The following is a 22,599-nucleotide window of genomic DNA, read 5'->3' on the forward strand; positions in this document are numbered from 1 at the left end:
TGTTAATTAAACAATAAGATTTTCTTATAAAAATAAAAAGTAAAAATTATACAGTAAAATTAATCGAAAATTATTTACTTTCTGAAAAAACAATAATATAATCTAGTCATAATTAAAATATAATCACGATTAAAGGAGGGGTTGTATGAAGTTAGAGATGGGATATTTTCATGTCCAAGATATTGTCTTTGGAGAAAAGACCTTCTTTGAAAATGGAATTTTAACGATTAACAAAGAAGAGGCACTAAACATTGTACTTCAAGATGAAAACATAACATACGCGGATCTCATAATTGCAAAAGAAGGAGATCCTATCCGTATTACTCCAGTAAAGGATGCAGTTGAACCTAGGTGTAAAGTTTCTGGAGGGGTAATGTTTCCTGGAGTTACAAACAAATTGGTGCCAGTTGGTCAGGGACGCACACATGTACTAAAAGGAAGCTGTGTTTTGGCAGTGGGAAAACATTGGGGTGGATTTCAGGATGGTTTAATAGACATGAGCGGTCCTGGCGCAAAACAAACTATGTTTTCTCAATTAAATAATATTTGTCTAGTAGCCGATACAAATGAAGATTTTGAAAAAAATCAACAACAGAAAAAAAATAAAGCACTGCGCTGGGCAGCATTGCGCTTAGCTGAGTATGTAGGAAATTGTGTGAAGGATTTAGAACCGGAAGAGCTAGACGTTTATGAACATCTTCCTTTAGTTCAACGAAGCAAAGAGGTTAGAGAGCTTCCAAGCGTTGTGTATGTTCTACAGCTTCAGTCACAAATGCTTGAAAACGGTTACAATGCTCTCGTTTATGGATGGGATACAAATCATATGCTACCAACATTGATGAATCCAAATGAACTGCTAGATGGAGCCATTGTTTCAGGAAGTTTTATGCCATCATCATCAAAAATTTCAACTTATCAGCATGCAAACAATGCGACCATTAAACGGTTAATGGAGGAACATGGAAAAACAATTAATTTTCTTGGTGCCATAGTTTCTAATTTAAATGTTCAATTAGAGGAAAAGCAACGATCTGCGTTTTTTGTGCGTCAAATAGCAACTTCTTTAGGGGCTCAAGGGGCAATCGTAGCCGAAGAAGGATACGGAAACCCGGATTCCGATTTTATTTTGGTGGTAGATGAATTAGAGGATGCAGGGATTAAAGTCGTAGGAATTACCAATGAGTGTACAGGTCGAGATGGTAAATCCCAACCACTTGTTGATTTATCCGAAAAGGCGAATGCAATTGTATCAACTGGTAATGTATCCCAATTTATTAAGCTGCCGCCAATGGAGATTGTTATTGGAGAACTTGAGTCGTTAGCAAGAGATGGAAACTCAGGTGGATGGGCTGAATCAGTATTGCCAGATGGTTCAATTGAAATGGAAAACAATGGTGTTTTTTGTGCCGATTCAAGTACAGGCAATCATTATAAAACAGTAGTTGAGTACTAAAAAGGGGGGATACCATGAAAAAGGCTATACATTATCTTAACCAATTTTTCGGGCAAATTGGCGGAGAAGATAAAGCTGACTTTGAACCAGAAATACGCGAGGGGATTGTTGGACCTGGCTTGCTATTAAACAATCTATTAGCTCCTGTAGCTGAAGTAACTCAATCAATTATTTGTGGAGATAACTTTTTTGGTTCAAGAAAAGAAGAAGCAATCGAAAGGATTTTGAATTTTTTAGAAGATAAAGAGTTTGATATTTTTATTGCAGGTCCAGCTTTCATGGCAGGACGGTATGGAGTAGCCTGCGGTGAAATATGTAAAGCCGTAAAAGACCGATTTAATGTTCCTGTGATTACGAGTATGTATATTGAAAACCCTGGAGTAGAAATGTTTCAAAAAGAGATATACATCTTTCCAGGTGGAAATGGTGCAGTTGCAATGCGGAAGGATATGCCCAAAATGGCAGCGTTCGCGAAAAAAATTCTATCAAGTGAAACGATCTCATCGGCAGAAAACGAAGGCTATCTACCGCGTGGCATCCGTTTAGAAACATTTAAAGAGCCTACAGTTAGTGGTGCTGAGCGAGCTGTGAACATGTTATTAAAGAAATTAAATGGAGAAGAATTTAAAACAGAAATGCCAATGCCAGTGATCGATAGGGTACCAATTGCTTCTCCTATTGAAGACTTAAGTCAAGCAACCATTGCACTCGTTACCTCAGGGGGAATCGTACCTGCAGGGAATCCTGATCGTATTCAATCAGCTTCCGCTACGAAATGGGGAAGATACAATATTGCTGATCTTGATGAATTACAGGCCAGGGAATGGGAAACGATTCATGCTGGATTTGACCCTGCTGCAGCTAATGCAGATCCGGACCGGATTGTCCCATTAGATGCTTTGAGATCTTTTGAAAAAGAAAAACGAATTGGAAGAATACATGAGTATATATATTCTACCGTTGGGACGGGAACGACACAAGCTGAGGCAAGCCGTATGGGAACCGAAATAGCCCAACAATTAAAAGATGCCAATGTTTCTGCTGTTATTCTCACATCGACCTGAGGGACGTGTACTCGTTGCGGTGCAACGATGACAAAAGAGATTGAACGCGCTGGCATACCTATTGTACAAATGGCAAACCTTGTATCCATTGCGAAAACTGTTGGTTCAAACCGAATTGTCCCTACTATTTCCATACCTTATCCATTAGGGGATCCGAACACTTCAGTGGAAGAACAATGGAAGCTTCGCAAACACCGTGTAGGAGTTGCTTTGGATGCATTGGAAAAAGAGCTTGAAGATGCAACCATTTTTGAAGTGAAAGTATAATAACGGCTTTGAAAGAGATATTTGATGTTACAGATAAAAAGGTGTTTGCCCTTAGATAAAAAAAAGCATTTGTAGTGGATTGAATAGGCTAGATAAAAATTGCTATAAAGGGAGAAACGACTATGAATCCTGAAAATGTCTATGATGTCATCATTGCTGGGGCTGGCCCTGCAGGTATGACATCAGCGGTTTATACTTCTCGAGCGAGAATGAAAACTCTAATGGTTGAAAAAGATCTTCCAGGCGGACAAATGACAAAAACAGAAGAAATTGAGAATTACCCAGGTTTTGAAATGATTTTAGGCCCAGATTTATCCCATAAGATGTTCGAACATTCAAAAAAGTTCGGCGCTGATTATGTTCGCGGTGATATAAAGGAGATAAAAGACGGGTATCCACTTAAAACTGTTGTGATTGATGATAAAGAGTATAAGGCGAAATCTATTATTATCGCAACTGGAGCAAAACATCGGAAAATAGGTATTCCAGGAGAAAGTGAGTTATCTGGTTTCGGTGTTTCATATTGTGCCGTTTGTGATGGTGCTTTCTTTGCTGATCAGGAGCTAGTAGTAGTGGGTGGTGGGGATTCCGCAGTAGAAGAAGCGATCTTTTTGACCCGCTTTGCATCCAAGGTAACTATCATACACCGGCGTGATGAACTGCGTGCACAAAAGATCATTCAAAAACGTGCTTTTGACAATGAAAAAATTAACTTTATCTGGAATCACACTGTAGAAGAAGTACTTGGTGACGGACTTGTGACTGGGGTTTTAATCAAGGATAAGATTACTGGAGAAACAAGGGAATTTCCTTGCAGCGGTATTTTTATTTATATTGGGATGGATCCTCTTTCCTATTGTGTAAAGGATTTGGGTATTACAAATGAAAACGGATATATCGTTGTAGATGAAGATATGAAGACATCCGTAAAAGGGATCTTTTCTGCAGGCGATGTCAATGAAAAAATGCTGCGCCAAATTATCACTGCCACTGGTGACGGAAGCGTTGCAGCATTATCTGCACAACAATATGTAGAAAACTTAGAAGAAGAACTTAAAGAAGCAAAAATGGAGGTACAGTATGGCAACGCCAGTTATTAAAGGAGTTTCATTTGTAATAACACATACCCCAAGTTTAGTCCGATATGGCTCTAAACCAGTTAGAGAAATTGAGAAAAATCCAGATGTTCTTCGAGACATTTTAAGCCATTTAAGAAGTTATGAAGATGCTGTAGCTTATCCGCCAAACCAGGTATTTATCGGTAATATGAGGCCAGAATCATTAAAGGAATATGAAAGACCATGGACAAATCAAAATCTTTCCAATGCTGACCGATTTAGTTCATGGGGTGAGATACTTCCTGAAGAAGAGTTTTATGGATGGCTTAAAATAGCTGATGAATATGATTTAATTTATTTAGAAGAGAACTTTTTAAATACCCGAGTAAAGCCTAGATTAGAGAACCATCCTCTTATTTCATCAAAGGATATAGAAGCCTTGGGTAAAGGTGTTAATATTGATGAAATTCAAGGGAAATTAGAAGACGGCACTGCCCTTCCTCTTTTTGTCAATAAAGATCAACTAATTGGTGTTTTCACTGCTGGCCATGATGAGGACAAATTTCTTTCGGCACATATTTTATTGGAGAATTTAAGCAATAAAGCATCAGGAATTGTTGCCATGCGCCACGCCCTTAGTTCTTTTGATGTTAAGCCTGAGCAAATAGAGTATGTTATCGGTTGTGATGAAGAAGCAGTGGGTGATCGCTACCAGCGTGGTGGCGGTAATATGGCAAAGTCAATTGCGGAATATGCAGGCTGTGTCAATGCGTCAGGCTCAGATATCAAAGCATTCTGCTGTGCACCTGCTCATGCTGTAAGTGTAGCTGCCTCTTTTGTCCAATCTGGGATTTATAAAGAGACGTTGGTAATTGGTGGAGGGTGCTTAGCTAAATTAGGGATGAAATATGCTGGAAACATTTCTAAAGAAATGCCAATTACAGAAGATCAAATGGGCGCCATTGCTATTCTAATTGGAGAAGATGATGGTGAAAGTCCGAAAATTCGTACAGACGCATTCGGAAAGCACAAGATTTCTGCTGGTTCATCTGCACAGGCAATCTATAATTCTCTTGTAGTAGATCCACTTGAAGCAATCGGCAAGAAGATTACGGATATCGATAAATATGCGGTAGAATTGCACAATCCCGATGTTACAGAACCAAATGGCAATGGTAATGTACCTCGCGGAAATTACCGCACACTTGCTGCTATGGCAGTAATGAAAAAGGAATTGGATCGCTCTGAGATAAACTCTTTTGAGGACAAATACGGAATGCTGGGTTTTTCCCCTACACAAGGTCATATTGCATCGGCTATCCCATTTTTAGGGCATGCAAGAGATATGATCATGAATGGTGAAATAAATAATGCAATGTTTGTTGGGAAGGGAAGTTTATTCTTAGGAAAAATGACATCTCTTTCTGATGGAATGTCATTTATTATAGAAAAAAATGATGGGGGGAATTAATATGATCGAGGTAGGAAAAGCAAATTTTGAAACTGAAGTACTTAAAGCAGATAAACCAGTAGTAGTCGATTTTTGGGGTCCAAGTTGTCAACCCTGTCTCAAATTAATGCCAGATGTAGAAGCTTTGGCGGACACATACAGTGAACAAGTGAAAGTCGTTAAACTCAATAGTGTAGAGAATCGAAGAGTTTGTATTAATCATCGGGTTATGGGATTACCATCTTTCCTATTATTCAAAAATGGTGAGGAAGTAAAGCGAATTTCAGGTGGAGAATTAACAAAAGAGGATATTGAAAATCTTATAAAAGAAAACCTATAAAAATATAAAATAGAAGAAAGGATGATAAAAAATGGATTTAAAAAATAAGAAAATTTTTGTACTAGGCGAGAGAGATGGTGTTCCAGCACCGGCAATTGAAGAATGCCTAAACTCTATCGGGGCTGAAGTCATTTATAAAGACACTCAATGCTTCGTTTGAACGGCGGCAGGCGCAATGGACCAGGTGGTCCAAGAGAAATTGAAACAGGCTGCTGAAAAATATGGGAATGAAAATGTAATAGTTATTCTAGGTTCTCCAGATGAAGATAGTGCAGATATTTTCGCAGAAACTGTAACCGTTGGGGATCCAACGTATGCAGGGCCACTAGCTGGTATCGCATTAGGTCTTTCTGTTTATCACATACTAGAAGATGAAATCAAGGACCAGTTTCCAGAGGAAATTTATCAAGACCAAATTGGCTTAATGGAACTTTCCTTGGATAAAGAAAGTATTTGTAATGCGATTGAACAAGCGAGGGAAAAGTTTTTAAACGTATAATAGAGGATTTAAGAATCAAAAAATAACGTTATGTCCCTGTAGAAAACGCCGATTTCCTCAAAAGTAATCGGCGTTTTTCTATATTGATAAGACGTATAGACAGATATTGGACTATTTATTTTTTATATCTTGTTTATTGAGTAAAAAGCTAGTTTAATAAGGAAGATCAAAAGAGGAGGGAGTCATTTCGTCTCTTACTTTGATTTCTTTAAGAACTTGTCGTTGATTACTTGGCTAAGGCCTGAAGAATGCGATAGTTGCTACCTTATTAAATGCTTTGAAATCAAATAAATAAAAACAGGAATATGGAATTAACCATATTCCTCATTTTAATATGTAAGAGATCTATCATTTGGCGGGAGAGGATGGGAATCGAACCCACCGAACGCCTCACGGACGTCCCACTCGGTTTTGAAGACCGGGAAGAGCACCAGCATCTCAGCCACCCCCATAGATTTATTTTAATCAAATTTAATACAGTTTACAAGGTGTTTTTTTAACTTTTTTAATTGTTAGACATATTAGAAAGTTAGTGGCATTTTGATATACTTATAATAGATAAGTAGAGATCATATTAGTTATCGGAGGAAATTGAAATGAGTTATTATACTATTGGAATCGCCGGACATATTGATCATGGCAAAACGACATTAACTAAAGCACTAACAAATGTTGATACAGATCGGCTAAAAGAAGAGAAAGAACGAAATATTTCGATAGAACTAGGGTATGCACCGTTTCAAATTCAAGAAGGTTATCATATCTCGATTATCGATGTGCCTGGACATGAAAAATTTATTAGACAAATGATAGCGGGTGTAACGGGTATTGATTTAGCTGTTATTGTGGTAGCTGCGGATGAAGGACTTATGCCACAAACAAAAGAACATGTTGAAATTCTGTCCTTATTAGGAATTGAACAAGTTATAATTGCGGTAACAAAAGCAGATTTAGTAGATAATGAACAGTTGGAGCTTGCTGAAGAAGAAATTCGGGATTATATCGATGGCTCCGTTTTTGAAACAGCCGATGTCATTTATGTGGATGGGGTTTCAAAGCGAGGTATCCCTAAGTTTAAAGAAAAGGTGATTGAGAAACTTAAGAAATGTCGACAGAGAAATGATGTCGGAGCACTACGTATGCCAGTTGATCAAGTATTTTCGCTTCAAGGACATGGAACCATTTTACGCGGGACAGTGTTCGATGGTTCAATTTCTTCGGGGCAGTCGATTACGGTTTTGCCTCAAGGGTATAAGGCGAAAGTCCGTCAACTACAGTCACAAAATGAAAATGTTACGAAAGCTTTTGCCGGACAAAGAGTAGCCGTCAATATCTCTGGAGTTGATCGCCAACTTGTAAACCGTGGAAATGTCATTGTAGATTCCAATCATTATGCCTTAACAAATTGTATTGATGTTATAATCCGTACGACAAAATTAATGGAACTTCCTTTAAAACAAAGGTCATTGGTGAAACTACATATTGGAACTTCGGAAGTAATGGGGAAAATCATTTTCTTTGACCGAAATACCCTGGAAGCAGAAGCTGGAGTAGAAGTGTATTGCCAAATTAGACTTGACGAACCTATTGTTGGAAAAAAGGGAGATCGCTTTATTTTAAGGCGGCCTACTCCCATAGAAACATTTGCTGGTGGGAGAATTATAAACATAGAGGGAAGAAAGTACCGTTTTGGCAAAAACACAATTGACTTTTTGAAACAATTAGAACAAGGTTCAGATTTACAAAGGATAATTTTTCTTCTTCAAGAATATAAGCTGTTATCTAGTGAGGAAATCATTAAACAACTTGGTGTAACCGAACAGGAGTTGCATCTTTTGTTAGAAGAGGGAAAGTCATCTGACCAATTAGTATCGATTGCTAAACAATATACAACTCAAACCATTGTAAAACAAATCGAAAATAATATATTACAACAATTAAAGCAATATCATAATCAGTATCCACTACGGACAGGAATCTCTAAAGCAGAATTATTGCAAATGTTCAATGAATATTATCCTGAAAAATTAGTGAGTGCTGTTATTCAAAAGTTAAATACAGCAAATTTTATTCGTTTACGTGGTCCAAACATTAGTTTAAACACTTTCCAGACCTCATTTCCAAAGCAATGGGAAAAGAAAATGACGAATGTCATTTCCCAACTGGAAGAACAAGGTTTAGAACCCCAACCAATTTGTGATTTAATGAATCAAACGGGAATGTCTGCAAAACTAGCTGCGGAATTTATTAATTATTTAAAAAATGAGGGGATTGCCGAGAAATTAGATGATAAGCACCTGATCCATCACAAAGTAGTAAGTGTTTCATCTAACTTGTTAAAAAAGGCATACCCCGAATCATTTAGCCTTCAGGAAGCAAAAACAGTTATAAATACTAGCCGCAAATATTTGGTTCTGTTTTTGGAATTAATCGATCAAAAAAAGTTGACAGTTCGGGAGAATCAAAAAAGAATCTGGGTTAATTAGTAAAAAACACCTTTTTCTATTGAGAAAGGTGTTTTTTGAAAAAAGTTGATTATAGTACCCCTCCTTTCGAGAAGGGGTTTTGTTTTTTTACATCTAATGAAGAGATTCCCTTTGCTGGTTATCCGACATTGGGAACTGTTATATATCATTCAAAACGAAGTATTAGAGGAGGAAACCTCGGATAACTCGGATAATACTTATTTTGAAGATCATCCACCCTATAACATCAGCTCAAGAGTGGATGATTTTTCTTACCTTTACTCACTGCGGAGATAACAGGCCAGTTGAATCTTTAAAATATCCTCGGGTTCATGTAGAGATAGGTGAAGCAGCTCCTCAATTTTTTTCAAACGATGATAAAGTGTATTTGTATGAATATGAAGCTTTTTTGCGGTTTGTAAGACTGATCGATCATTCTCAATATAGCTCAACAATGTATTTTCTAAGTCACTGTTTTGAGCCTTAGCAGTATTTAGAGGGCCAAACACTTCTTGTCGAAAGCTTTTAATTTCCTCGGTAGATTGGTTTAAAAACAGACGATTCACCCCGATCTCCGAATATTGAATCATTCCGGTTCGATGGCGAGAGACAAGGTAGGATAGGGCCTTGTTTGCTTCAGAATAAGTTTTGTTAACCGAATCAATTCCTTTGTATGGCGTACCGATACCTGCGCATAAAGGGGGACCGTCATTAAACTCCCACTCTTCCAAAATGGATTTGAATCGTTTGAGAACATTTTGCAGTTTCGCTGGATCGGAAAGAGACAGTAATAAGGTTGCTTTATCATTAAAGCCGAATTCAATTTTACTGACTTGCGGTATCATCCGTTTGATGTGTAATACGAGTCGATGAACAGATGTTGCAAGCGCTTGAAGATCGTGATAACTAGAAATTTTAAAGACAGCTGCTACCATGTACGCATTCAAATTGATACCTAAATCAAGCCCTTTTGCATACAACAGGTTAGGTTCTTTATTTTCCAGAAGTTCATTAAAAAACTCGTGTGTATTTTTATAATAGACTTCCGTTAATGATTGCTTCTTGACTAATTCCAAAGCAAGCACGGATTGCCCTTGTTCAAGGGTGATGTGATCTTGTTGAGTTAACGGTCTTTCTAATGAAACAATCAGGCCACCAAGACATATGGTTCCTACGAGTATCGGATATAAAAAATATGATTGTATCCTCCCCGCTTCGAACTTATCCAGGTTGGCTGGAACAGTTCGCTTCGAAAATAACTTCGAAAGTTCCTCCATACTAAATTCAAGTGGATGACCGTTTCTCTTGGGATAATGTTCGTTTTCTTGAAAATCAAGGAACACAAACGGCATTCCAAGCATTTTCTCAAGCTCTCGTGAGATCCGTTCTACTCCCATATTTTGCAAAGAGAGTTTGGTTAGTGTTTCATGTACCTCGTTTCGTTTGATCAGCAGTCGATTTTGCCTCTTAACCTCGGTAAATAAATAGGCATTCTCAATTGCGATCGCTACTTGAGCAGAAAACCCCATTAAAAGCTGTAGATCCCGCTTTGTGATCTGTTTCTCACGTTCGAATTGATGGATCATCATGACACCCTTCGTTTGGTTACCAACCGAAATAGGCACTGACACCGTTACTTTACAATCCTTCGTTTCCATTGAAGGAGAGAAGGACGCCCGAAGGTAGCATCGGTTTTCATCTGACATACTGTTCATTCCTGCCACTGCTTCCGTCATGGACTGATAAATTCGCGGTTTACCGTCTTGAAACGTTTTACCGGCAATTCCTTCTCCAATTTTCAACCGCATGTGTTTCAGATCGTCTTTCCAACCAACGAAAGCCTTACAAATCAAGCTGTCGATGGTAGAATCATATAGCCATAAGATTCCCGCGTCTCCAGCCATCGTAACTGATAGTACATTTTCAAGAATTTTAGTCAACAATTCATCTAAATCGAGAGAAGCTGTTATATCTTGAACGCCTTCAATGAACTTATCTAACTCTTTTTCTTTTAATTGGATGGTGTAATGTGCATAACACGGATACAAAAGGTAATACAGATAATTCATTGCATCATCGTTCAATTGACCGTCAAGACAAACTGCGATTTGGCAATCTTCCGAATAGTAGAAGATATGAAAAGTACATATATCTCCTTGATAGATGTCATATTGCTTACACTTGCTTAGAGTAAACACCGTATCCGGAGGCGTTTTTGCTTCGTTACCATGAGCAGAAATCAAACTCCATTGTTGATTTGGGTGCGTATACATCCAGATTTGATAGGAACAGTCTAAGACAAGGTTCTCCAAAAAAGATTGAATAAGTGGCAAATTTATAATCAAGTGCTATCACCTCAATGTGTGATCTTACAATGTAATTTACTATATATCAGGTAAAAGCACATTGCAATTATTTTTAGAATCTTTCTATAATTTAGTTATTACCATCCTAGTTGTTTTGGTTTTCAGTGGCGAATAGGTACGTAAGATTAAATCGAATCCAAAAAGGAGTTGTATAAAATGGAAAATTTATATCGAAAATTAGATGAACTGTACAATGAAATAGTAGAAATTCGGCGTTATCTCCACCAACATCCTGAACTTTCTTTTGAAGAAGTTGAAACGCCTGAATATATTGCTGTTTATCATGAAAAATTAGGGCATGAGGTTAGAAGAAAAGTAGGAGGACGTGGCGTACTCGCTGTTCTTAGGGGAGGAAAACCTGGACCGACTATCGCATTAAGGGCTGATTTCGATGCACTTCCCATTCAAGAAGAGAATAATGTCCCTTATAAATCGAAAGTAGATGGCGTGATGCATGCATGCGGTCACGATGGACATACAGCAACATTATTGGGACTTGCTAAGGCATTAAATCATATGAAGGAAGAACTTGAAGGAACGGTCGTCTTTATTCACCAACATGCAGAAGAGCTTCCTCCTGGTGGAGCAATATCAATGGTCGAAGATGGGTGTCTTAATGGAGTAGATGTGATATTTGGTACTCATTTATCTGCAGGAACTCCTGTCGGGGAAATTGGATACCGCTCAGGACCATTTTTAGCTGCACCTGATCGTTTTGATATTAAAATTCAAGGCAAAGGCGGACATGGCTCTCAACCACACCTGACAAAAGATAGTATCGTGATTGGAGGACAGCTTATTAGTAGCCTCCAGCAAATTATAAGTAGAAGGGTGGATCCTTTAGATACAGCAGTCGTGTCCATTTGTTCCTTTGAAGCAAAAAATCCCTATAATGTCATTGCTGATACGGCATTGTTAACGGGCACTGTTCGAACGTTTAAAGAGGAAGTGAGAGATTATATTGAAAAAGAAATTGAAAGAGTAACGAAAGGGACATGTCTAGCCGCTGATGCCGAATACTCTTATAAATATATGCGGGGATATCCTACTACAGTAAACGATCCAGAAGTGACGGAATTTGTCGTAGAACTAGCCAACTCGGTTCCAGGAGTGAAAAGCGTAAGGGAATACAATCTGCAAATGGGAGGCGAAGATTTTGCTTATTATTTAAAGCATGTTAAAGGGACCTTCTTTATGACGGGAGCTGAAATTTCTGAACGAGAAACAACGTATCCACATCACCACCCAAAATTTGATATTGATGAACGAGCGTTATTAGTTGCGGCAAAAGTACTTGGAACAGCTACATTAAAATATATGAGAAATGGAAGTCGAGGAACAAAGAGTTCTGCAGCAACATGCTGATGAAATGGTTCATTTCTTATGGGCAGTGCAACTCTATTTGAAAGATTTTGTGTTTAATGAAAACACTTCTTGCCGAACTCAGGTAAGCTGTACGTTCAAATATTTGGTTAGTAAAAAAATTTTTTCTCACAATAGGAGGTATGACGGTGATTAATATAACACAGAACCTTTGGAAAGATTGGCGTTTGCATGTGATTGTATTAGCGATTGTTTTATTAACCGAGCGTATCGGAAGTTTCAATATTTCTGTTGGGCCAGGAGTGATTTTATTATTACCTATGCTGTATGCAATGGTCGTTGGTATAGGAATATATTTTACTCCTTTGATTAAAGAGAAGCAGTCCAAAAGTGCTGAGTCTCTCGTTTTTTTAGCTGTTTGTTTATTAATTGCTAGATTTGGTGTTGTTGCTGGGGCATCTTTACCAAAATTAATTGAAGTTGGCCCCGCTCTATTGCTTCAAGAGCTAGGGAATCTAGGAACCATCTTTTTGGCGCTGCCGATCGCAGTTGCGTTAGGTTTAAAACGTGAAAGTATCGGAATGACATTCTCTACAGGTCGAGAAGGAGGGGTAGCTATCATCGTTGATAAATTTGGCTTGAATTCGCCAGAGGGTCGTGGAGTTATGGCGATGTATATCTTCGGGACTTTTTTTGGATCTATCTTTATGGGATTAATTTCAGGCTTTTTAGCAACGATTACGCCGCTTCATCCATTGTCTTTTGCCATGGCTTCTGGAATAGGGAGCGGGAGTATGATGGCAGCTTCAAGCGGATCCTTAATTGGGGCTTTTCCTCAACTTGAAAACGATATTATAGCCTTTGCTAGTGCAAGCAATTTGATTACCATTTGCACAGGTTTATTTGTCTCAATTTTTGTCGCACTGCCATTAACAGAGAAACTCTATGGGCTGCTTACAAGGCGTAAACAGATCCATGCAAATATAAAGGAAAAGAATAATGTGGGGGGCTAACATATGTTGAATACGATTAGGGAAGTTACGTTTGTCTTCATCATTGTCGGGATTGTCACACTATTAGGGAATTGGGTCGGATATAACATTTTACCATTTGAAGCCTTACCTGGAATTGCCGCTCTCGTCCTTATTTGTCTTATAGGATTTGTTATTCAAGCAGCCCTTCCCTCAAAAATACCTGTTATTGTTTATATTGCCATTCTTTCTGTTGTTCTTGCAATTCCCGGGATGCCTGGTTCTGAAAAGTTTGTTAAATGGACAGACCAAGTAAATCCACTGGCGATTACAACCCCAGTTTTAGCGTATGCTGGAATCGCAATTGGTCGTTCTTGGACAGATTTTACGAAGCTGGGCTGGAAAACGATTGTTGTCGGAATGTGTGTATTGCTTGGAACATTTCTTGGGTCTGCAATCATAGCTGAAATCATTCTACGTGCACAAGGGATTATCTAAAGCGGTTATTTTGTTTCTGAAATGTTTATTAGGGACTGAAGAAAAGGAGCTGAGGAACAATGCGTATCAATGAAAAGGTTTCCAATTTAATAGACAATAAAAGTCAATTATTTGTTGATGTCAGTGATGATATATGGGAGTTTGCAGAAACGCGGTTTGAAGAATTTCGTTCGGCAGATTTATTATGTTCTACTTTGGAAAATGAAGGTTTTACCGTTGAACGTGGGATTGCAGGTCTTGAAACAGGTTTTATTGCAAGTTTCGGTGAAGGGTATCCAGTTGTTGGCATTCTTGGGGAATTTGATGCTTTAGCAGGTCTTAGTCAAAAAGCAAATAGCTCTTCATATAATCCAATCATTCCTAACGGGAATGGTCACGGATGCGGTCATAATTTACTTGGTACGGGCTCATTGGCAGCTGCAATTGCTGTAAAAGATTACATAAAAGAAAATAACCTCACAGCAACTGTTCGTTACTATGGATGTCCAGCTGAGGAAAGCGGCTATGGGAAAACATATATGTCCAAAGAAGGTTTGTTTGAAGATGTAGATGTTGCTTTCTGCTGGCACCCAGGTACTATTAATGCAGTGATGCATGCGACATCCAATGCAGTCATACACGCACACTTTGAATTTTACGGTCGAAGTGCGCATGCGGCGGATGCTCCCCATTTGGGAAGAAGTGCTTTAGATGCAGTGGAATTAATGAATGTTGGTGTCAACTATATGCGTGAACATATGATAGATCAGGCTCGGGTTCATTATGCGATCACTAATACCGGAGGGTTTGCCCCTAATGTTGTACAACCAAAAGCTGAAGTTACCTACCTTATCCGTGCACCTAAGCCTAACCAAGTAAAAGCACTTTATGAAAGGGTAAAAAATATTGCTCGTGGTGCGTCCTTAATGACAGAAACGAAGTTAGAATATAAAATTGAAGGTGCTTGTGCCAACTTGATTCCAAATGCGACTTTGGAGCGTGTGATGCATAAGCACTTGGGTGAATTGGGATTCCCGGAAATTACTGATAAAGAAATCCAATTTGCCAAAACCATCTATGAATCTACCTCTAGTGACGAGAAGCAAACAGCCGCTAGTCAAGTTGGTAAACAATTGGCTTCCCAATTAGCAGAAAGGCCAATAGCCGATTATATCATGCCTTATTCGGATAATCTCAAGTTTATGGGGGGATCAACTGATGTGGCAGATGTGAGTTGGACTGTACCGACCGCACAGTGTGTAACATCGACTTGGGCGTTTTCAACTCCTTTTCATACATGGCAAGCAGTAACCCAGGGTAAGCAGTCGTATGCGCATAAGGCAATGCTTCTTGCAGGAAAGGCAATGGCCTGTACAGCAATAGAAGTGATGCAAAATAATGAGATAATTACCAAAGCAAAAGCTGAACTATTAGAACGACTTGATGGAGAGACTTATGAATGCCTTATTCCTGCTGAATTAAAGCCTCCTAAAAAAACTAAACAGGATTTTAATACGTTCCCCTCTGGTATAGGAGCATATTACTAGTGATTTTCAATGACGTTTTATGTGTTTATTTAAAGATGAATAATTTATTAGTGGGCGTCCCCATCGGGGGGCCCACCTATTTTCCATTCATCAGATAAAATGGCGCTTATAGATAATAAGGTAAGCGTCTTTTTCTACGAAAAAAAGATTGAGTTAAACGCCGGTTTTAAAATAATTGGTATTAAGTGATCGGGCGGCAACGTTGAAAATAACTTAATCTTGTTTACTAAAATAGCAGTCAGTCTTCCAAAAAAAAATATCAAAAGGGGCCAAGAAGTAAGAATAAAAATTTACTATCTTTATCTATTTATTTTGACCCATATCCGAACTCAAGCCCTCATTTCTTCCCAAAAAGGACCCTCAAAGGAGAGTCCCGACATAGTTGTATACTCATGATGTTTTATTTTATTTCCAAAAGCCACAAAATAAAACCTAAGTAGCTTCTTGTTTTAGTTAAGTAAATATCAATAATATCTTTGGAAATAATCTTCCACCCTTATATTAGTTTTGATGAAAGCCTGGTTTCATTTTAGTAATGTACTAGCGTGTTAGTTTATTCATCTTATAATAATTGGAATAAATAATTGAAACTTCTTGTAAAAAATTAACTCCTATATCCCATCTTCTTTGAAATAATGCTCCCTGTATTAGCAACCTTGCTAATGATCAATTCAAGTCTATCTTCGGACAACTGGAAGCTGATTAACTTAACACTCACAGCTCCAACAACCTCACCCAATCGATTAAGAATAGGTGCAGCGACAGCAGATATCCCTTCTGTACGTTCGTTATGGCTGACACAAAACCCTTTTGCATGGATCTTTTCTAATAATTCCTCAAATTCTACTCGTTCTTCCTCTTTTACAAGTTCATGTATGATGTGCTCCCTTTGGCTGGACGGCATATAAGCAAGCATAATTAAGCTAGCAGCACTAATATTCATCGGGATTCGAAGGCCAAGTTGATCGTATACACGGATCGTATTTTGTTCACAATCAATCCGTTCAATCACTAACGCTTCCATGCCTATTGGTTTGCTTAAATAAACACTTTCACCTATCTCATGCATGAGCCTCTCTAGCTCAGGCCTAATGATACTTACATAATCCATGGTGTCATAAACCTTTAGACCATATTCTAGCCATATGTTTCCTAATCCATATAACTTTCTTTCAGAATCTTGCTGTATCATTTCATGTTTCATCATGGCTTTAAGGAGACGATGCATGGAGCTTACGGGAAGATCACATTCTTTAGCTAATTCTGTAATAGGGAGATATTTATTGGCATCGTATTTAGTTAATACTTTGATTACTTTCATTGCTCTATCAATTGATTGCATATGGATTCCACCTCTGTTTATATTATAAACCGCGCTCTTTAAGAAAAACACTATTTTGATTTTTCTAAATATATTGACTAATCAACGAAAGAGGATTTATAATTTAATCAATATTTCCTTTGTTCGGAATCATTTTCCGATATACGGAAAAATAAGGGGGTGTATATTACTCTATGTTCAAAAAATTGAAGCATGTAATTGTTAAACACCCGAGGGAGGCTTTTAAAAGTCAAGAGCATTTGACCAAAGAGTGGGAAAAATACAATTACATTGAAGAACCGAATTTTGAGGAGGCGTTGGTTGAGTATGAAAAATTTCTTAGTATATTGAAAGAACATGTAGAATGCATTGACTATTTGCCAGCTTCTGATGAAACAGGAATGGATTCCTTGTACGCGCACGATCCTGTTAAATTCACAAAAGAAGGAGCAATTATTCTTAAATCAGGAAAAAAACCGCGTCAGCCGGAAGCCATGGTTTTTAAAAAGTTTTTGGAAGACAAGGGAATTCCAATTATTGGAGAACTCACAGGTGATGCCATGGCAGATGGAGGAGACATTGTTTGGCTGGATGACAAGACGATTGCAGTGGGGCGTGGGTACCGTACAAATGATGAAGCAATAAGGCAATTAAAAGAGTTGACTTCACATCAAGTTGATGAATTTATAGTTGTACCGCTTCCCCATGATCAAGGGGAAGCAGAGTGTCTTCACTTAATGTCTTTCATCAGTATGGTTGACCATGATTTGGCTGTAGTACATTCAAGGTTAATGCCTGTATTTTTCAGACAATTTCTTCTTGAACGAAAAATTAAATTAATAGAAGTTCCAGAAAATGAATATCAAACACTTGGCTGTAATGTCTTGGCATTAGCACCGCGTGTTTGCATGATTGTCTCCGGAAACAACTATACAAAAAAGCAGCTTGAAGTAGCAGGGGCAACGGTTTATGAGTATAAAGGAAAAGAAATATCGTACAAAGGAACTGGAGGACCGACTTGTTTAACGGCGCCTGTTAAACGCACACATTAAACTAAACAAAGAGCGGGGGATTTATATGTTTAAAAATGCCATAGTAAAAAAGCCAGGAAAAAGTTATGTACAAGGATTAACGACAAGTAATTTAGGAAAACCAGATTATACAATAGCTTTAAAGCAACATGAGAATTATATTCAAGCCTTAGCTAGATGCGGGGTAGATGTAATAACTATTCCAGAAAGTGAGGAATTTCCAGATTCTACTTTTGTGGAAGATACAGCTGTGCTCACACCAAGGTTTGCTGTTATTTCAAATCCAGGTGCAGGCTCCCGTAATGGAGAAATTACGGCAATGGATAGCTATATCAAAGGATATTATGAAGATATTTACTATATTAAGGCTCCCGGTACGCTAGATGGCGGCGATGTTCTTCAAATAGAAAATCATTTTTACATTGGAATTTCTGAGCGTACGAATGAAAATGGGGCCAACCAGCTAAAAGACATTTTAGAAGTTGCAGATTATAAAGTAACCATTATTCCTTTAAAGCAATTTTTTCACTTGAAAACAGGAATTGCTTATCTGGGGAACAATCAAATTGTTGTTGCAGGAGAATTTATTGACCACCCTGACTTTAAACAATATGAACAAATCATTGTTCCGCCGGAAGAAGAATACTGTGCAAACTGTATTCGAGTGAATGATTATGTAATCATTCCGAAAGGATTTGAAAAAACTAGAGAAAATATCCAGAACGCTGGATATGAAATTATTGAACTGGAAATGACTGAATTTCAGAAGCAAGACGGAGGATTGAGCTGTCTATCTCTCCGATTTTAATAGATTAATTGTACCGAGCATAAAAAAATATATTGTTTAGGAGGTCAGAATAGTGGAAGACATACAATCCCACCAGCAATTGAACCGTTCCATGCAAAAACGCCATCTATTTATGCTTTCGCTCGGAGGAGTAATTGGTACAGGTCTTTTTTTAAATGCTGGCTATACAATAAATCAGTCAGGGGCCGGCGGGGCTTTGTTGGGTTATTTAGTCGGCGGTCTTATTTTGTATATGGTGATGGTCTGTTTAGGTGAATTAGCGGTACACATGCCTGTCACAGGTTCCTTCCAAAAATATGCCACTGAATATATTGGACCTTCTGCAGGTTTTTCACTTGGTTGGATGTATTTTGTAGGCTCAGCAGCAACAGCAGGAGTCGAGTTTACAGCCGCAGGGATTCTGATGCAATATTGGTTCCCTGATGTTCCAATTTGGATATGGTGTGCTGTGTTCATCTTACTATTGTTTACAATGAATGCGTTAACAACTAGAGGTTTTGCAGAGGCAGAATATTGGTTTTCCGGTATTAAAGTAGTTGCAGTTATTGCTTTTATACTAATTGGAATTGCTAGCATCTTTGGTTTTACCTCCTTATCTGACCGACCAGCTCCTTTCCTTGAAAACCTTACACCTTCAGGACTTTTTCCTGCCGGTATTGCGATAGTCTTTGTTACTATGATGAATGTTATTTTTTCTTATCAAGGCTCAGAGCTAATAGGAATTGCGGCAGGAGAAAGTGAGAACCCTGAAAAGAACATCCCCAGAGCAATACGAAATGTACTTTTTAGAATAATCGTGTTTTACCTCGCGTCCATTATTATTCTTTCAGCAATATTTCCTGCTTCAGAATTAGGGTTATTAGAAAGTCCGTTCGTGACGTTAATGACAATAGCTGGTGTCCCATATGCTGGCGGTATCATGAATTTTGTCATTCTTACTGCTATTCTCTCAGTTGGAAATTCATGTCTTTATGCATCAACTCGACTACTTTGGGCGATGGCTCACGACGGGATGGCACCTAAGCTATTTGGTATATTATCTAAAAGAAAAGTGCCATTAAATGCCCTTCTTTTTACAATATCATTTTCACTTCTATCCTTACTGACTAGTTTTATGGCTGCTGATACTGTATTTGTATTATTAATGTCAATTGCGGGAATATCGGTCACAATTTCGTGGATGGGTATTGCCTTATCACAATATATGTTTCGAAAGAGGTATTTAAAATCAGGAGGGACAACAGGGGAATTAAAATATAAGGTACCTCTTTATCCGTTCATTCCTTTATTTTGTTTAGGTTTTTGTTTAATGATTTTAATATTCCTGGCCTTTGATCCTACTCAACGGATTGGATTATTTTACGGGATAGGATTTTTCGTTAGCTGTATATTATTCTATAAATTTAAACTGGGAAAAAAAGTAGAGTCAGATAAAAGTACTGAGAGCAATATGAAAATATTATGAGGTAAGAGGATACGCTTCTACTAAGCATATAAAATCATATGGCCGTGATAGAAGAAGCAGATGCTTCTTCTATTACATTTTGCAGAGATGTAAAGGCTTTTTTTCTTATAACTTAATTATAAAGGGGAAGATGAATGAAATGAGATGGGGCACTCCTGATGATTTAAGATCTTTACTTTGCGAGCTTGTAAGCTGGAAAAGCATGACGTTGTCAATGGGGGAGCGGCAGTTTCCCATGAAATTACAGGCGAAGCTTCAGGATCTTGAATATTATCGTGAATTTCCTGAACACTTAGCTCTTCATAACGCGGACTTGAGAAGAAAATTCTTAACAGCACTTTATAAGCAGCCTGAAGCGACTGATACCATTTGTTTAATTAGTCATTTTGATACAGTCAACACAGAAGAATACGGGGATTTTGAACCTCTGGCAACCCAGCCAGAGGAACTGACTAAGATATTCCTTGACAGGCGGACGGAAGTTACAGAGGATGTTTTGCAGGATTTAGAATCCGGCGAGTATTTGTTTGGACGCGGAACAATGGATATGAAAATGGGGCTTGTAATGCACATGAGGTTGATTGAAAAAGCAAGCATAGAAAAGTGGCCGATAAATTTATTACTCTTGACAGTTCCCGACGAGGAAGTAAACTCTTCAGGGATGCGCTATGCAGTCCCAGTGCTTTTGGACTTGCAGAAAGAATATGGACTAACGTATAAGTTATTTTTGAATGGGGAACCGGTATTCTCTCAAAAACCAGGTGATTATAAATATTATGTTTACTCAGGTACTATTGGAAAAATCATTCCAGGGGCACTTTTTTACGGGAAAGAAACACATGCAGGTGAGCCCCACAGTGGATTAACGTCACCCTATATCGCCTCCTTTTTAACACAGCAGATGGAATGGAATGACGAGTTTCAAGAAACGGTTTTTGGTGAAAAGACACCTGTTCCCGTCACATTGCAGCAGAAAGATATAAGGCTAGAATATTCTACCCAGACACCATACCGTTCAGCTGCACTTTATAATGTCTTTCTAATGGAGAAGAATGCTTCCGAAATCATGGATTTATTTGAAGGGGTAGCTAATAAAGCAGCTGCAGCTTGTAATGATTCATATATTAAAGTTTGCCAAAAACATAAAGTTGATCTGATTGGGAAGGTTAAAGTCATTCGATATAAAGAGCTGCTGGAGTATGCTGCAAATAAATTCGGAAATGAATTTGTTGAGGAAGTGAAGATGGAAATCCATGCTCACGAAGAATGGGATGACCGCGAGAAATCATTTAGAATAACGGACAAATTGATGATTCAATGTCAAGAGCTTGCACCAGCCATCATAATTCTGTATGCACCTCCTTTTTATCCTGCAGTTAACTCTTCAGGAGATATTCTTGTAGAAGATTGCATACGTTTCATGAAAACTAGAGCCAGTGAAAAATTCAGATTGCCTGTAGAAAGAATCCACTACTTTAATGGTATATGTGATTTAAGTTACGTAAACTATACCGATGAAGGGGAAGGATGGTCAACCTTTGAAAAAAACACGCCTGTATGGGGTGATAGCTATACCCTCCCGTTTAATGAAATGAAAAGATTAAATGCACCGGTAATAAACATTGGTCCATTCGGGAAGGATGCACATAAACGGACAGAACGTTTGCATATTAAAAACGCATTTGAAGAGGTGCCTTTGTTAGTTGAGGAAATGATCCATATGCTGAGTCTACAACTTCAAAAAAGCTGATTCGAGATTATCCAAATTAACCAGTCTCCTTTTTTGTTTCTTTCATTGTTTACTTTTTAGATAAGTATACTTATTTTTAATGGGGAACATTTTCATATAATACTATTAGATATCCTTAAGAATTAAAGTATCACTAGCCAAAAAAGCGGATAAGAGAGCCGCTTTTTTTTTATATAAATAGATATCGAAATGTTTTTGTATGAAAATCTAACTATATATAAAAATGCATGAAAGCGCTTTCTGATTAATCGAATTTTTATACTTAATTTAATTTTCTAAAAAATTAATTGACAGTATTCATTTACCCTTTTATAATCAACCTAACAATCGTTAGGTGGTGGTGGTATGAAACAGAAATTAATCGAAGCTGCACTTGTACAGTATTCTTTGCATGGTTATGACGGTGCAACAATGAGAAAAATTGCAAATGAGGTAGGGATTAAACCGGCATCCATTTATTTCTTTTATAAAAATAAAAATGAATTATTCATAGCTGCATTTCAGCAGTTGCTAGAGAGTCACTTCACTAAAATGAAAGACATCATTAATGATAATAGGGACAAGCATGTTAGCGAGATTTTTACAGCTCTCCTTCATGGTATTGTAGACCATCACAAAGGAGATAAAGAAGGAACAAATGCCTACATTTCATTGGTTACTTCTCCTATTCCGGAAATTCATACTTTCTTAACAAAACATATGCTCCACTTCAACACTTGGTTATCACAATCCCTTGAACAAGCTTTAAAAGCAAGTTATCCATCCATTTCTGAAAGTGATATAGATAGAACAGTGAAAAAATATGTACTCATTGGGAATGGCGTTTTTTGGGGAATCAACTTATATGAAGGTGAAAATTTTAACGAGCAAGTAGAATTAGGTATAGAATTACTGAAGTCCATATTAGTACAGTTGGATGAACAGTACTCTGAAGGGTCTTAATT

18 protein-coding genes and 1 tRNA gene are annotated in these 22,599 nt (G+C 37.8%); 16 read left to right on the top strand and 3 right to left on the bottom strand.

Annotation, left to right across the window (positions count from 1 at the left end; translation table 11 throughout):
- Positions 1-145 precede the first annotated feature (145 nt).
- The 6 genes from DFO73_RS23530 to grdA all read left to right on the top strand — a co-directional run bounded on the left by DFO73_RS23530 (position 146) and on the right by grdA (position 6,131).
- Complete coding sequence (locus tag DFO73_RS23530; RefSeq protein ID WP_110067140.1) at positions 146-1,453, top strand: glycine/sarcosine/betaine reductase component B subunit; 1,308 nt, start codon at positions 146-148, stop codon at positions 1,451-1,453.
- A gap of 14 nt (positions 1,454-1,467) precedes the next feature.
- Entirely contained in the window at positions 1,468-2,784 is a 1,317-nt protein-coding gene (locus tag DFO73_RS23535) for a glycine/betaine/sarcosine/D-proline family reductase selenoprotein B (RefSeq protein WP_110067141.1), read from the top strand.
- 122 nt (positions 2,785-2,906) lie between these two features.
- Positions 2,907-3,884: a thioredoxin-disulfide reductase gene (gene trxB / locus DFO73_RS23540; protein ID WP_110067142.1), complete on the top strand. Its 978-nt coding sequence runs from the start codon at positions 2,907-2,909 to the stop codon at positions 3,882-3,884.
- On the top strand, positions 3,865-5,313 hold the full coding sequence (gene grdC, locus DFO73_RS23545; RefSeq protein ID WP_110067143.1) for a glycine/sarcosine/betaine reductase complex component C subunit beta: 1,449 nt from the start codon (positions 3,865-3,867) through the stop codon (positions 5,311-5,313). Before trxB ends, grdC begins: the two co-directional genes overlap by 20 nt.
- A gap of 1 nt (position 5,314) precedes the next feature.
- Positions 5,315-5,632, top strand: a complete 318-nt coding sequence (locus DFO73_RS23550) for a thioredoxin family protein (RefSeq protein WP_110067144.1) — start codon at positions 5,315-5,317, stop codon at positions 5,630-5,632.
- Between the two features lie 31 nt (positions 5,633-5,663).
- The gene (gene grdA, locus DFO73_RS29495; protein WP_110067145.1) at positions 5,664-6,131 is read left to right on the top strand and encodes a glycine/sarcosine/betaine reductase complex selenoprotein A; all 468 of its coding nucleotides are present in this window, start codon (positions 5,664-5,666) and stop codon (positions 6,129-6,131) included.
- 353 nt (positions 6,132-6,484) lie between these two features.
- On the opposite strand, the gene DFO73_RS28885 is transcribed toward grdA, so the two are convergent.
- Positions 6,485-6,581: transfer RNA gene (locus DFO73_RS28885), tRNA-Sec, on the bottom strand.
- A 146-nt stretch (positions 6,582-6,727) separates the two neighbouring features.
- Here DFO73_RS28885 and selB point away from each other — a divergent pair.
- On the top strand, positions 6,728-8,617 hold the full coding sequence (gene selB, locus DFO73_RS23560) for a selenocysteine-specific translation elongation factor (protein WP_110067146.1): 1,890 nt from the start codon (positions 6,728-6,730) through the stop codon (positions 8,615-8,617).
- A gap of 257 nt (positions 8,618-8,874) precedes the next feature.
- On the opposite strand, the gene DFO73_RS23565 is transcribed toward selB, so the two are convergent.
- Complete coding sequence (locus DFO73_RS23565; RefSeq protein WP_110067147.1) at positions 8,875-10,941, bottom strand: helix-turn-helix domain-containing protein; 2,067 nt, start codon at positions 10,939-10,941, stop codon at positions 8,875-8,877.
- A 177-nt stretch (positions 10,942-11,118) separates the two neighbouring features.
- On the opposite strand from DFO73_RS23565, the gene DFO73_RS23570 reads away from it, so the two are divergent.
- The 4 genes from DFO73_RS23570 to DFO73_RS23585 all read left to right on the top strand — a co-directional run bounded on the left by DFO73_RS23570 (position 11,119) and on the right by DFO73_RS23585 (position 15,280).
- The gene (locus tag DFO73_RS23570) at positions 11,119-12,327 is read left to right on the top strand and encodes a M20 family metallopeptidase (protein WP_110067148.1); all 1,209 of its coding nucleotides are present in this window, start codon (positions 11,119-11,121) and stop codon (positions 12,325-12,327) included.
- A 149-nt stretch (positions 12,328-12,476) separates the two neighbouring features.
- Complete coding sequence (locus DFO73_RS23575; protein ID WP_375137347.1) at positions 12,477-13,298, top strand: DUF3100 domain-containing protein; 822 nt, start codon at positions 12,477-12,479, stop codon at positions 13,296-13,298.
- A 3-nt stretch (positions 13,299-13,301) separates the two neighbouring features.
- On the top strand, positions 13,302-13,754 hold the full coding sequence (locus DFO73_RS23580) for a hypothetical protein (RefSeq protein WP_110067150.1): 453 nt from the start codon (positions 13,302-13,304) through the stop codon (positions 13,752-13,754).
- Positions 13,755-13,813: 59 nt separating this feature from the next.
- On the top strand, positions 13,814-15,280 hold the full coding sequence (locus tag DFO73_RS23585; protein WP_110067151.1) for a M20 family metallopeptidase: 1,467 nt from the start codon (positions 13,814-13,816) through the stop codon (positions 15,278-15,280).
- A gap of 604 nt (positions 15,281-15,884) precedes the next feature.
- Here the strand turns inward: DFO73_RS23585 and DFO73_RS23590 are convergent.
- Positions 15,885-16,622, bottom strand: coding sequence for an IclR family transcriptional regulator (locus tag DFO73_RS23590; RefSeq protein WP_110067152.1), 738 nt, complete (start codon positions 16,620-16,622; stop codon positions 15,885-15,887).
- A 173-nt stretch (positions 16,623-16,795) separates the two neighbouring features.
- Here DFO73_RS23590 and DFO73_RS23595 point away from each other — a divergent pair, with 173 nt between their 5' ends.
- The 5 genes from DFO73_RS23595 (at position 16,796) to DFO73_RS23615 (ending at position 22,597) form a co-directional block, all read left to right on the top strand.
- A complete protein-coding gene (locus DFO73_RS23595; RefSeq protein ID WP_110067153.1) occupies positions 16,796-17,653 on the top strand; it encodes a dimethylarginine dimethylaminohydrolase family protein in 858 nt (285 codons plus the stop codon).
- Between the two features lie 25 nt (positions 17,654-17,678).
- Positions 17,679-18,440 (top strand): dimethylarginine dimethylaminohydrolase family protein, encoded by a 762-nt coding sequence (locus tag DFO73_RS23600; RefSeq protein WP_110067154.1) that lies wholly within the window; start codon positions 17,679-17,681, stop codon positions 18,438-18,440.
- Positions 18,441-18,531: 91 nt separating this feature from the next.
- A complete protein-coding gene (locus tag DFO73_RS23605) occupies positions 18,532-19,905 on the top strand; it encodes an amino acid permease (RefSeq protein WP_110067198.1) in 1,374 nt (457 codons plus the stop codon).
- Between the two features lie 130 nt (positions 19,906-20,035).
- Complete coding sequence (locus DFO73_RS23610; RefSeq protein ID WP_110067155.1) at positions 20,036-21,655, top strand: M20/M25/M40 family metallo-hydrolase; 1,620 nt, start codon at positions 20,036-20,038, stop codon at positions 21,653-21,655.
- Positions 21,656-22,000: 345 nt separating this feature from the next.
- A complete protein-coding gene (locus DFO73_RS23615) occupies positions 22,001-22,597 on the top strand; it encodes a TetR/AcrR family transcriptional regulator (protein WP_110067156.1) in 597 nt (198 codons plus the stop codon).
- Positions 22,598-22,599: the final 2 nt, after the last annotated feature.

It is taken from the genome of Cytobacillus oceanisediminis (assembly GCF_003182355.1).
GTDB lineage: Bacteria > Bacillota > Bacilli > Bacillales > Cytobacillaceae > Cytobacillus > Cytobacillus oceanisediminis_A.

Coding starts and splice junctions, on each gene's coding strand:
- DFO73_RS23610 (WP_110067155.1), top strand. CDS start 20,036: ATGAATGAAATGAGATGGGGCACTCCTGATGATTTAAGATCTTTACTT.
- DFO73_RS23570 (WP_110067148.1), top strand. CDS start 11,119: ATGGAAAATTTATATCGAAAATTAGATGAACTGTACAATGAAATAGTA.
- DFO73_RS23615 (WP_110067156.1), top strand. CDS start 22,001: ATGAAACAGAAATTAATCGAAGCTGCACTTGTACAGTATTCTTTGCAT.
- DFO73_RS23600 (WP_110067154.1), top strand. CDS start 17,679: ATGTTTAAAAATGCCATAGTAAAAAAGCCAGGAAAAAGTTATGTACAA.
- selB (WP_110067146.1), top strand. CDS start 6,728: ATGAGTTATTATACTATTGGAATCGCCGGACATATTGATCATGGCAAA.
- DFO73_RS23595 (WP_110067153.1), top strand. CDS start 16,796: ATGTTCAAAAAATTGAAGCATGTAATTGTTAAACACCCGAGGGAGGCT.
- DFO73_RS23530 (WP_110067140.1), top strand. CDS start 146: ATGAAGTTAGAGATGGGATATTTTCATGTCCAAGATATTGTCTTTGGA.
- DFO73_RS23605 (WP_110067198.1), top strand. CDS start 18,532: ATGCAAAAACGCCATCTATTTATGCTTTCGCTCGGAGGAGTAATTGGT.
- trxB (WP_110067142.1), top strand. CDS start 2,907: ATGAATCCTGAAAATGTCTATGATGTCATCATTGCTGGGGCTGGCCCT.
- DFO73_RS23585 (WP_110067151.1), top strand. CDS start 13,814: ATGCGTATCAATGAAAAGGTTTCCAATTTAATAGACAATAAAAGTCAA.
- DFO73_RS23550 (WP_110067144.1), top strand. CDS start 5,315: ATGATCGAGGTAGGAAAAGCAAATTTTGAAACTGAAGTACTTAAAGCA.
- grdC (WP_110067143.1), top strand. CDS start 3,865: ATGGCAACGCCAGTTATTAAAGGAGTTTCATTTGTAATAACACATACC.
- DFO73_RS23580 (WP_110067150.1), top strand. CDS start 13,302: ATGTTGAATACGATTAGGGAAGTTACGTTTGTCTTCATCATTGTCGGG.
- DFO73_RS23590 (WP_110067152.1), bottom strand. CDS start 16,622: ATGCAATCAATTGATAGAGCAATGAAAGTAATCAAAGTATTAACTAAA.